Below are 11,762 nucleotides of genomic sequence, written 5' to 3'. Positions count from 1 at the left end.
AGCCTTTTAAAGCATTTGTATCAACGGCTAAACTTTTCCAATCGTTTGGGAAGAAAGTTCTTAGAAGATCCCAATCTTCTCTCATCATGGCTTTATCCTCCTATAGAGTGATTAGCGGGATAATTAACATAAAAATACCATGATGAATAAAATTTGTCAATAAAACAAGTTAGCGCTTATGGGGCAAGGGGTGGATGCTAATCCCTTTAACCACTTATAAAGTTTGAACCGAATAATTATAACGAAAGGGAAGCGGGAGCTTCCAATGCACTTGCGTTCCCAAGCCGGAGCTTGGGAACGAGGGTATTAATAAGAAAAATATTCAATATTCAATTCTCAAATTTTTGCTCAGAACAAGTGACAAATAAATTCCAGATGCCAAACAGGAATTTTGTGATTTGGGCATTGGAATTTTACCGCAATACGTGGCCCCATCATACGCATAAACCCATAAGTTCAGGTTTGCAAACCTGAACCCGCCGGGAGTTATGGGCTGTCAAAGTGAAGCTGACGTCAAAACCCTCTTTACAGGACTTCGACAATCTTAACCGTGCTGCCGATCTGATTGAAGCGGATATACGGGTACTTATCTCCCAGACAACCCAGTCAGCAGCAGGAAAGACACACATTTCATGCCCCTTGCCAGTCTTGTTGAAAATACTCGTTGAACGATAATATATATCAGGTAAAATTTAAAAGGTATTTCTTGTGCTAATCTATATTTGTGAAACACCTTAGTTTTTTGAAACCGTAGGGGCGAAGCATTTGCCATAACTGGCATACATGCATTCATGCCCAAACGGGCAAATGCTTCGCCCCTACATCGTGCGGCAAACAATGTAACTATTGGAATTTTTCAAAAAACTAAAATGTTACATATTTGTTATTTTACCTAAAACACTCGCAATAAAAGGAACATACATAATGTTACAGGGAATCATATTTGATATGGACGGCACACTTACCAAGCCCAAAGTGGATTTCGCAGCCGTTGAAAGAGACATTGGCGCAAAGGTTGGGTTTATTTTAGACTATGCAGAACAATCCAGTCCTGAAGAACGCGCAAGGGCAATGGGTATCCTTGAGCGTTTTGAGGAACAAGCGGCAATGGAATCGGAACTCAATGAAGGGGTAACAGAGATGCTGGAATTTTTGCAAAAGAAACAATTAAGAACAGCTCTTTTAACCCGCAACTCTCGCAAATCGGTCGATACCGTTCTTAAGAAACACAACCTGCATTTTGAATTTATCGTAAGCCGTGACGACGCCAAGCCAAAACCGGATCCGGATCCTATTTTTCTGCTAAGCAAAATGATGAATATCCATACAGACCATTTATTGATGGTTGGAGACTATAAATACGATATTATGTGCGGCAAGGCGGCGGGGACGCGAACGGTTCTTTTGCGTTACAAAGAGTATGTCGAAACAGAGGTAATACCTGATTTTGAAATAGATTGTATTAAGGACATCGTACACATCATAGAACATTTTGAAAAGGCAAAGTTAAACACACATGGGAAAACGAATTTTTAACAGCACTATTTTCAGCCTATTTGCTTCTGCGCTAATTATTTTTCTCGTTAACAGGGCTTCTCTTTGCAGCGAACAGGCAAAACGCAAGACGCTGGACGAAGTTCTCCTTGCAATAGAAAAGGCAGACGGCGAATTCAAAACCATGAGGGCCAATATAGCGATCACCAGAACCATTCCACTGCTGGATTCCACGGAAGTATCCAGAGGAAAGATGCAATATAAAAAACCCGACCGGTTACATTTAAAATTTGACCCTCCCCGCGATGAGGTAAACATTATTGACGGAAAACACCTGTGGATATATCATCCAAAAGCAAAGCAGGTCGAAAAATATGCTGTAAATAAAGGAGAACATACCGCACAGAACATACATTTCTTTGGGTTTGGTTATGGAGAATCGGTAGCTTCGGCGAAAAAAGACTACACAATTTCCCTGGCAGATACAATGGAGGCCGGTAAGAAATGTTTTTATGCGCTTGATTTAACCCCCAAAAGCGCTTCATCCCAATATGCAAAAATTCGCCTGTGGATAGAGGAAGGCGTATGGCTTCCGGTAAAAATAGAATTGCATGAAAGCGGCGGTGAAGTGGTAAATTTGATTGAATTTGAGAGCATCACGCTCAACAGCCGGATGTCTGATAAACTCTTTATGTTTGATCCCCCGAAAGGAGTGGAAATTATTGAACCGTTTTAGCAAAACCCTGTATTCCTTTCTCTTCTGTACTGCAAATGTATAAAACCTTGCTTTTGGGTTGCGGCCACCCAATGTCATTAAGTTAAGGTAGGGTGGATTAAGGCGTTGTTTTTTACGCCGAATCCACCAATAATATGCACAGGAAAGTTGGATTCGCTGTCACTTAATCCACCCCACGCCTTGTTCTCCGCATTCCCGAAAACAATGTATCAACTCGTTCTTTTAATTCTTTCTTCCCCCATGAGTGTTTCAAGAAGAGGCTTGTTTTGTACAGCAACGTCTTTGTAATAATTCAGTGTCTTTAGCTTTTCATGTTTTAATATCTCCCCCTCCTCCAGCCTATCAATTGCCTTTCGGTTCATGTACGCTACTTCATATAAGGGGTCAATTTCCAAGGCCATGTCAATGGCGGATAACGCAAGTTCTTTCTTTCCTAAATGCGCATAGCACAAACCTATATTCCCCCACGACTGTGCATGCCCGGCGACCATTTCCGTGCATTCTTTAAAACAGCACAGGGCGTCTTCCCATTGAGCATTATCCATATAGGAAAATGCCTCCTGAAATTTCCTTTCTCCTTCGAGGTATTTATTTAGACCAACTCCATGATGCTTCATTATATATTCCTCGCTTTCAAGAAGCATGTGCCTTGCAGCCTTCACAAACTCACTATCCTCTTCACCGATAATCACTATTCTTTTCAATGTTCTCAAATAGTTTACCATGTCAGATATTTTCAGCAACGCTACCGCCTTGTTATAATGCGCCTGGACAAAATATGGAAAAATTTCAATTGCCTTATCAAAGTGTCGTATTGCCTCATCACACATCCCCTTAAATGCATAGACAACGCCCATGCCATATTGCACAACATGATTTTCCGGGTGCATGCGCAATAATTCATCCATCTTTGTTTTTGCCGCATCAATATCGCCCTTTTCCTGCAATAGTAAGGCATTGTCAACCTCCCGTTCGATTCCCTTGTCACTGGTGTCTTCTCCTGCGGTATGACATCGGGCGGCGTGATATCTTTCCGCATATTCATAATAATTGCAACCTTCGCACATTTGAGTACGAATAGAAGCGCAACATTTCGGACAAATCAATGCATCGTGGCGCTCCTTACAACTTCTTTTTGCCTTTGTTGCGTTACACAGGATACACCTTGTTTTTTTCATATTTTCATAACCTCGCTTTAAAACTGCTATGAGAGAAACAACTTCATCATTATTTAATCACCGGTAAAAACCCCTGTATTCCAGTTTAGAGCCGATGACCGTGGCAAATTGCGATGGCAAGGGCGTCAGATGCGTCCTCCGGCTGCGGAATTCCCGGCAAACCAAGTATGGCTTTTACCATTTCCTGCACCTTGCCTTTATGGGCATTTCCGTTTCCGGCAACCGCTTTCTTCACCACTCTGGCAGCATATTCAGCAATAGGAATATTTGCCATCGCAGCGCACAGAAAGATAATGCCCCTGCCTTCCCCTATTTTAATGGCTGCTTTAAAATTTTTGCCAAAAAAAACCTCTTCTACCGCCATGTGATCAGGCTTATATATTGTTATTAACTCTGTTACCCCTGTGTATATTGTTTTGAGGCGTTCCGGGAAATTCTGGTTCTTGCCGGTTTTTATAGAACCATACGCGACCGCTTTTATTTCCGCACCGGATTTTTCTATTACGCCATATCCGGCAATCAGCGTTCCTGGGTCAATTCCGAGAATTTTCATAGTCCAGTATTGATAATTATTTTAATGTTTAGACATTTTCAATTGGCCATTGGTAAGTTTGTGATGAATTTCTTAATCTGTGCAATCTGTGGTTCCCTTTCGAATCTCGTATTTTTTATTTCTAGATTGTTTGGTTCTGGCTATGCCAGCTTAGGAATTTCAATAATTTTTAGTTAAGCATCTCCCCGTTTTTCAACCGTAAGTTTTTGTTTGACAATTTAGCCCTTCAAGCATACCCTTACTATTGTTCACAGACTTAAAACAAATCGCTTTTTTATACATAGTACCATGAAAAAATTATTATTAAATACGAATAAAATAGTAAATAATCTGATAGACATTGTCAAGCTGCTTAACTTCAGGGACGCAAAGTCTCAAAGCAGTGCGAGTACAATAAATATGTCTTTGCGCCTGGTATGCAAACATATCATGGTAAACAGATTCTTCGGCGGCATTGCCCTGGTCTTTTCACTGGGAATATTTTTGCTGATGATAGGAGCATTTACTGCTGCTGCACTTTTGCGTTTCCCCGGAGGCCTTGGAGCATTTTATATGCTTTGCCTTGGTTTACTATTGGTCGTGTTTTTTAAAATACTACTGATACCGTTGCTGTCCATAAATAAAGAAAAGATAGCGCTGCTGATAGAACAAAAATATCCTTCTTTGAATAATGTGCTTATCAGCTCTTTGCAACTGACAAAGAAACAACGAAACACACAGAAGATAAAATATTCCGGGCAGATGGTCTCTATGCTTGTTGATGAAGCCGCAAGGAAACTGAAACAATTAGACCTTCAATCAGTAGTTAATAAAAAACCTCTCATCCTCGGCAATACACTCCTTATTTTCTCCGTGCTTCTTTTCGGAACGGTGTATGCATTTCATCGTTCTTCTCTGGACAAAAACATACCGCTTTTATTTGGCTATCTTAGCGACAGCAGCAGTATAGGCGGAGAGCCATTTGCAGTTTCAGGCGTCCCTGTTATTGGCGATATTACCGTATGCTACCGATATCCTCTTTATTCCGGGCTGGAGACAAAGACGATATACAACACAAGCGGCAATATTAAAGCCTTGAAAGGGAGTGAGGCGCAAATCAGCGCCGTAAGCGGTCGCCCCGTAACATCAGCAAAAATCATTTATAACGAGTCTGCAATAATTCCACTTGCAGTTGAAAACAACAAGGCCATGAGCGGCGTATTGCAGGTGCTGGAGAATGGCTCTTATTGTTTTGAGATAAAGGATTTGAATGGGCGTATTACCAGAGATCCTGCATTATATACAGTTGAAGTTATTCCAGACCTGCCGCCTGAAACGTCTGTTATTGCTCCGGCAAAGGATTTGGTGGTAAATGAAAAAGATGTTGTAAACCTTCAATACAATGCAAAAGATGATTATGGGTTGGCGGAGATTTCTCTTGCATATGAAGTTGGAAATGAAAAAAACACAAGGCATTTGTCCCGTTTTGATAAAAGGCAATTATTTTACAACGGAACGTACAAATGGTCTTTGAGCGAATTGCGCCTGCAGCCCGACGACAAGGTGGCGTACTATATTGAAGCAAAAGACAACGATACGATATCAGGGCCAAAAACCGGCAAATCTAAAACTTATTATCTGGAGATTTATAGTTCCAGAAAAAAACACCAGGAATTGATTAAACTACAGGAATTGCTCGTGAAAGAAGCGCTGTGGTTGTTGTCGGACGACCTTGTGAACAGGATTGATGATGAAAAATGTGCCTCAAAAGAGTACCTGCTTATGAGGCAGGATATTATCAATGAACGGGTGAGCGTTATCAACCGCCTTTTTACGGATATTCTGGTTGGTATGCAGGAAGATGTCAGGGCAAATTACAGTGTTTACTACGCACTGGAAAATTTGAGAAAAAAGTTTCGCGATGTGACGGAACAAAAACAAACGGCCATACAAAAAGCGATGCTCGCCATAGTGGGCAATGATGTGCCCTTGGCAATGTTATTGGAACTGCAGGTAATACAGGATAGGGAAGTGACGGAAGTGGAAGATATGATACTATTCCTTAATGAAATGATACAAAAACAAAAATTGGATGATGTAATAGATACGGGGAATAATCTGATCCAATCGCAGAACACTCTTGAAAAATTACTGAATCAGATGCGTGAAACCGGGGACATGGAACTGAACGAAAAGGCGCTTGCTGAATTAAACAACATTGAAAATGCTATCCGGCAAATGATGATGAAGCTTATGCAAATGGCGCAGAGTGAGCATATGGATGAATTCTTAAACGCAGATGCAATGAAGGGGATTGAACAGGATGACATTATGGGCGATTTAAACGAGATGAAGAATGCGCTCAAAAATGGCGATAGTGAAACCGCTATAGAGGCGGCCAAAAGGATGCTTTCTTCCTTGCAGAAGATGATGGATCAGATGAATTCCGCCTCACAGGGACTGACGGATTCATTTTATTCCGATACCATGGAAAAGATGGATACGATGCTGGATAATTTGTCGGAACTGGAAAATAAGCAAAGAACGCTGGCAGAGAAAACGGAAGATTTAAGGCAAGAGGTTCAAAAACGTGTCTCAGAATCAACCAATGAAACGCTAAAATCCTTTTTTGAAAAACAGGAAAAAAGGATTGAAGGGTTAAAACAGGATATTGCCGGGACAAAAAAATATTTGGCAAAGAATGAATTGCTACAGGAATATCTTCAAACAAAACAGCAGTTGCAACAGTTTTCCGGACAAAGAGAAATCCCCGCGAGCTGGTTTAGCGATTTGTTTGAAAACGATAATAAATCCGGCATGTCTAAACAGGAATCGGCGAAGTTCTCCGGGCTGACAAGGAAAAATGCGGAGTTGAACCGTGAAATTAACAGGGACCCTCTGCAAAGAGATTTCCTTTCTATTGATAAGGAATTACCTCAGACGGAAGAAACGCTTCAACATCTGGAAGAAATGCTGAAAGGCAGAGAGATAGCGGAATCATTAACCTTAGCACGGGAAATTGCAAGGGATACAAATCACTGGAATAACCGTATGCAAGACTCTATTGAAATGAGAAAAGATGCGGGGAAAGAACTGTTGTCGGAAGAAGAGCTTAAAACAAAAAAACAGATCGACGATGCGGCAAAACAAAGTCAAAAAATAGTCCAGGATCTTGAATCTATAATGAAATTCCTCGATGAACACCAAATCGCCGGCATGACCCTGGAGGATCAGGAGACATTGAAAAAGTATGCGGGGAAACAGGAAGAGTATAAAAATGAAACAGAGGAACTTATGGAAATGTTAGAGCAGCTTGCAAGCCAGGCTCCGTTCATGGACGAAGAGGCAAACAGGCAACTGGAGATGGCTTCAAACTCCATGTCCGGTGCAAAGCAACGGCTGGAAGGGCAGGATATTTCAGGCGCGGTCATTGAGGAAAGGGAGTCGTTGTATCGTCTGTCTGAAGCAAAAGAAGGGGTGCAGAGGGCAAAAGAACACATAAAGCAGGGAATGATTGGTGAAGGGATGCCTATGCCGTTTCGCGGCAGTATGATGGAAGGTCAGGTTACTTCTACTTCAGAGAAGGTGGAAATACCTTCCGAGGATGCATATAAAGCGCCTAAAAAGTTCAGACAAGAAATTCTTGACGCACTGAAAGACGGATTACCGGAGAAATACAGGGATTTAAATAAGGATTATTATCAGAGATTGATTGATTGATTGATTGAGATATATGATGAAAAGAAAAGCGGTCATATTATTATTGCTGTTGTTCGTGGTACTTCTATCACGGGAAAAAGAGGCGAAGTCACGGACGAATGAATTTTTCGATATTCCGGGAGAAATTGCCTATGGTGAAGAATGCCTGAATGCATGGCAGGTTGAAGAGGCAAAAAAGGTTGCTGAAAAGGTGCGATTGTTGGCGCCGGAAGACCCTCATGTATATTTTTTCGTGGGAAAGGTGCGATTTTATGAGGGAAGGTATGAGGAATCGCTTGATTTCCTGAAAAAAGCGCAAAAAACCCCAGGGGTCATGCAGCAGGCAGAGGAATTTTTCCATTTCGTTCAAACAATATACCAGACAGCAAGCAATTTTAAGGAAATTGAGTCAGAACATTTTCTCTTCCGTTTTGTGGAAGAAAAAGACGCCATACTGGCAGAATACGCCCTCGACACACTTGAGAGCGCTTATAAGGTAATTGGAGGCGATCTGGGCTATTTCCCGCGTGAGAAAATACTCGTGGAGGTCTATCCGGACGCTGAGAGTTTTTGCACTATTTCCACTTTAACACAGAAAGAAATTGAAACCTCCGGTGCTGTCGCAATTTGTTTGTTCAACCGGCTAATCATTACAAGCCCGAGGTTGCAGCCACGGGGATATGAATGGCTTGATACGCTTGCTCATGAGTATGTGCATTATGTGATAATGAAAAAGACATACAATCGTGTGCCGGTTTGGCTTCATGAGGGGCTTGCCAAATATGAGGAAAATAGATGGATAGATGATAATTCACCGACATTGCCTGTTTCACTGGAAAGTCTTCTGGCAGAGGCAGTGGAAAAGAACTACTTTATCACCTTTGAGCAAATGCATCCCTCCCTGGCAAAATTAGAAAAAAGAGAAGACACCGCCCTTGCATTTGCGCAGGTATTTACGTCAATAGAATATTTATATCATCTTGGCGGCTATCCTTTGATCACTGCAATCCTTGATGAAATAAAGAATGGAATGGATGCAAAAGAAGCGCTATCCTCCGCCACCGGGGTACCATTTAATACGTTCGAAGAGAATTATCTGCAATATTTGAAACAGAAAAACCTGAGAAGGGTTCATGGCATCAAAATACTTCCGACAATATTAAAGGAATCGTCCACTATTGTGGACGATCTTGAAAGTGTCGCGGAAATAGAGGTAAAAGAAGCGAAAAAATTCGCTATACTGGGAGACCTTTTACGACGCGAAGGGTTGTACAGCGCAGCGATTATAGAATATGAAAAGGCCTTCATAAGGGCAAAAAATATTTCACCGCAGATCCAGAACAAACTGGCAATGGCATATATCCAGGATACTCAGTATTCAAAGGCAGAAGAAGTATTAAAAACCGCTCTCGAATATTATCCCGAATACACAGCCACATATATTTCACTGGGCGAGCTGTACCAAAGAACAGGAGCATATCAAACGGCAATAAATTTTCTTTCACGAGCAAACCGGGTAAATCCATTTAACCCTGTTGTTTACCGCAATCTCATTCAACTATATACAAAAGTGGAAGATAAGGAAAACGCGGCGAATGAGATGAGAAGGTTAAAAATGGTCACACGGTTCCATAATCCCACTACCCCGGAGATGCCGGAAAAATGATTCAATTGCTTTCTTAAATTAAATCAGGCCGGGCTTTAAAAAGACAAAAACCCAACGCATTTTATACACGCCTTAATCCCATAAATGCTAAGTTATTTCTGATATTTTTTACACGGAGTCAAATATCTAAAGCCGGCAATCGGCAATTTACAGTCGGCAAATTGCAGACTGTGGACTGTAGACTGCTTTCGCGCTTATTTGGTTCCGGCTTGTCCGGATTTTGGTAATTATCAAAGAGGAATTGCATGAATAATTTTTGGAAATGCAGAAATTATCCGGGAATAGTCATAGTAGTAATCATTTTTTTATTGGTAAATACAGGATGCAAAAAGATACCCAAGGGTAACCTGATAGAGCAGAATTTTAAGGTTCTTTTGGAAATAAGCGCATTTAAGAAAAAGCAGATAATTAAATATTTTGCGGACGTAGAAAAGAGAGCGGCTGGTATTGCTGCAGACGAAAGCATGCTTGATTGTTTTCATCAGATAAAGAAATGTTATCAGGTTGAGGCATCAGGAATCGATGCTATGAATATTCAGAAGAAGGAGTATGAAGCGGATGTAAATTTTGTTACTACGTATAAAGATTTCTACGATATTCTTTTTGTCGATAGCAGAGGTTTTGTTTTTCACAGCATAAAACAGGCAGATGATTATCATACAAATCTTTTTACCGGAAGGTATTCGGATACTTCCCTGTCCATACATCTTCGGGAAGCGCCTGAAAGGGAATTTGTCAACTATGAATTTTATGCCCCGTCAGACAAACCTGCCGCTTTTTTTGTTGTGCCTGTATATGAAAAGAAAGACCTTGCCGGCTGGTTTGTTTTACAATTTCCTATAAACAAAATTAATGCAATATTATCCGACCATGAACACCTTGGAAGAACCGGAGAGGTGTATCTTGTAAATGAAAACAAGTTAATGCTGACGGATTCCAGGTTTATCGAAGATAGCACCATTTTGAAACGTAAAGTGGATACTGAGGCAGTGAAACTTGCGCTGCAACAGAAAGCGGGGAGCAAGATTATTGAGGACTACAGGGGCATACATGTGTTAAGCGCTTTTGAACAATTTGAAGTGTTTGGCCATTCATGGATAATTATTGTTGAAATGGATGAGGACGAGGTTATTTCAAATATTTATAAGGAGTATGAAAAATATTTTCTTTCAAAAATTATGGATTACCTGCCGAAAGTAAATGCCGGATATGCTGTTCAGGACAGGGAATCGTTGTCTCCCCAAAATAGCAAAAAAGTGGATATTAACGAGTATGCAATGACAAAATCGGGAGAATTATTAGAAACAAAAGGGGTTGGACCATGCACTGCAATCATTTTGTCCTTTCCCCAAAGCTTTGGATATCTTGCGCATATCAGTCCCGTAGATGAAATTTATCATAAGAATCCTCTTACCAAATATTTCCTGGGAGGTCGAAAGACAAGTTGCCTCCAGAAAATACTGCAAAATATAAGGCGCTACGATTTGTATCCTTACCAATTGAATAAGCTTCGCTGTGTAATCATTGCCACTCACATGAAAAGTCTGGAAACAATAGTTGATCAACTATTAAGAGAGGGCATAGAATTGTCACAAATTGGGTTTTTATTTAATCCCTCTGCGGATTATGCCAATATAATATTTGATCAGTTAAACGACCGCATAAGAATAGAGTGGAAATCTCATAATTATAATACCGTTTTTTATGCTGCACATATTCCTGACGTTAAAACATTAGGGTATGTTGTAAAAGAAATGATTGTGCAATAAAATTGCGGGTCATCGTGTAATCGCGTGGGTAAAAGAGAGTGCAAATCAGTATAAAATGGTATTAGATAATAGTAAGGAGATGAGAAAATGAGACTTAAGATACTAACGGTATTGAGAGTATCGATGGTGGCGAGCGTTGTATGTGGTCTTATGTTTTTTACCCAATACACGGCCGGCAGCTATGATGGGTATGCAATTGGTTCGACTACAGGTTCCTTGCCAGACGACGGCGGCAGCACCCCTACCGCAACAACAGGTTCAGCAACGTGTGTTAGCTTGAGTTCCGTATTACTGAATGGGTGGGTGAATGGCAACGGGTTGGCAACTACTGCGTGGTTTGATTATGGCACGAGTACAGGAATGTATTTCGATGCCACAACAACTATTCCATGTGGAACCGGCTCAACGTACGTAAATGCGACTTTAGGTGATTTAACGCCATGGACGACATACTATTGCAGGATAGCCTCTCAAAACATTGGAGGCATATCCTACGGAAGCGAAACCACCTTTATACCTCGGTCACAGATATCGGCAGGAGCATATCATACGCTAACACTGAAGCCAGATGGCGCCGTGTGGACATGGGGGGCAAACTGGAACGGTCAACTGGGAGACGAGTCAACGACAAACCGCTCAACGCCGGTGCAGGTAAGCGGCCTAACCGATGTAATTGCCATTGCTGGAG

9 protein-coding genes are annotated in these 11,762 nt (G+C 41.2%); 7 read left to right on the top strand and 2 right to left on the bottom strand.

What is annotated here, in order from left to right; genetic code table 11:
• The first annotated feature begins 501 nt into the window (after positions 1-501).
• The 3 genes from QZT26_RS13630 to QZT26_RS13620 all read left to right on the top strand — a co-directional run bounded on the left by QZT26_RS13630 (position 502) and on the right by QZT26_RS13620 (position 2,230).
• Complete coding sequence (locus QZT26_RS13630) at positions 502-675, top strand: hypothetical protein (RefSeq protein ID WP_157820418.1); 174 nt, start codon at positions 502-504, stop codon at positions 673-675.
• A gap of 249 nt (positions 676-924) precedes the next feature.
• On the top strand, positions 925-1,536 hold the full coding sequence (locus QZT26_RS13625) for an HAD family hydrolase (protein ID WP_099324520.1): 612 nt from the start codon (positions 925-927) through the stop codon (positions 1,534-1,536).
• Complete coding sequence (locus tag QZT26_RS13620; RefSeq protein WP_295102849.1) at positions 1,517-2,230, top strand: outer membrane lipoprotein carrier protein LolA; 714 nt, start codon at positions 1,517-1,519, stop codon at positions 2,228-2,230. Before QZT26_RS13625 ends, QZT26_RS13620 begins: the two co-directional genes overlap by 20 nt.
• A 209-nt stretch (positions 2,231-2,439) precedes the next feature.
• Here QZT26_RS13620 and QZT26_RS13615 read toward each other — a convergent pair whose 3' ends face one another.
• Both QZT26_RS13615 and ruvC read right to left on the bottom strand, forming a co-directional pair.
• Positions 2,440-3,408, bottom strand: coding sequence for a tetratricopeptide repeat protein (locus QZT26_RS13615; RefSeq protein ID WP_295102847.1), 969 nt, complete (start codon positions 3,406-3,408; stop codon positions 2,440-2,442).
• Positions 3,409-3,493: 85 nt separating this feature from the next.
• Positions 3,494-3,961 carry a crossover junction endodeoxyribonuclease RuvC gene (gene ruvC, locus QZT26_RS13610; protein WP_295102844.1) on the bottom strand — a complete coding sequence of 156 codons (468 nt, stop codon included), beginning with the start codon at positions 3,959-3,961 and terminating at the stop codon, positions 3,494-3,496.
• Positions 3,962-4,249: 288 nt separating this feature from the next.
• On the opposite strand from ruvC, the gene QZT26_RS13605 reads away from it, so the two are divergent.
• From QZT26_RS13605 to QZT26_RS13590, 4 genes are all read left to right on the top strand, one after another.
• Positions 4,250-7,660: a DUF4175 family protein gene (locus QZT26_RS13605; RefSeq protein ID WP_295102842.1), complete on the top strand. Its 3,411-nt coding sequence runs from the start codon at positions 4,250-4,252 to the stop codon at positions 7,658-7,660.
• A 13-nt stretch (positions 7,661-7,673) separates the two neighbouring features.
• A complete protein-coding gene (locus QZT26_RS13600) occupies positions 7,674-9,305 on the top strand; it encodes a tetratricopeptide repeat protein (protein ID WP_295102840.1) in 1,632 nt (543 codons plus the stop codon).
• 245 nt (positions 9,306-9,550) lie between these two features.
• Positions 9,551-11,074 carry a cache domain-containing protein gene (locus QZT26_RS13595; protein ID WP_099324527.1) on the top strand — a complete coding sequence of 508 codons (1,524 nt, stop codon included), beginning with the start codon at positions 9,551-9,553 and terminating at the stop codon, positions 11,072-11,074.
• 87 nt (positions 11,075-11,161) lie between these two features.
• Positions 11,162-11,762: RCC1 domain-containing protein (locus tag QZT26_RS13590; RefSeq protein WP_295102836.1), on the top strand; the 601-nt coding region annotated here is incomplete at its 3' end.

Origin of the sequence: uncultured Candidatus Kuenenia sp. (assembly GCF_900696675.1) — a bacterium.
Lineage (GTDB): Bacteria > Planctomycetota > Brocadiia > Brocadiales > Brocadiaceae > Kuenenia > Kuenenia stuttgartiensis_A.
Note: the sequence above shows the minus strand (reverse complement) of the source record. Positions and strands in the feature narration are given on the sequence as shown.

Coding starts and splice junctions, on each gene's coding strand:
- QZT26_RS13620 (WP_295102849.1), top strand. CDS start 1,517: ATGGGAAAACGAATTTTTAACAGCACTATTTTCAGCCTATTTGCTTCT.
- ruvC (WP_295102844.1), bottom strand. CDS start 3,961: ATGAAAATTCTCGGAATTGACCCAGGAACGCTGATTGCCGGATATGGC.
- QZT26_RS13605 (WP_295102842.1), top strand. CDS start 4,250: ATGAAAAAATTATTATTAAATACGAATAAAATAGTAAATAATCTGATA.
- QZT26_RS13595 (WP_099324527.1), top strand. CDS start 9,551: ATGAATAATTTTTGGAAATGCAGAAATTATCCGGGAATAGTCATAGTA.
- QZT26_RS13615 (WP_295102847.1), bottom strand. CDS start 3,408: ATGAAAAAAACAAGGTGTATCCTGTGTAACGCAACAAAGGCAAAAAGA.
- QZT26_RS13625 (WP_099324520.1), top strand. CDS start 925: ATGTTACAGGGAATCATATTTGATATGGACGGCACACTTACCAAGCCC.
- QZT26_RS13600 (WP_295102840.1), top strand. CDS start 7,674: ATGATGAAAAGAAAAGCGGTCATATTATTATTGCTGTTGTTCGTGGTA.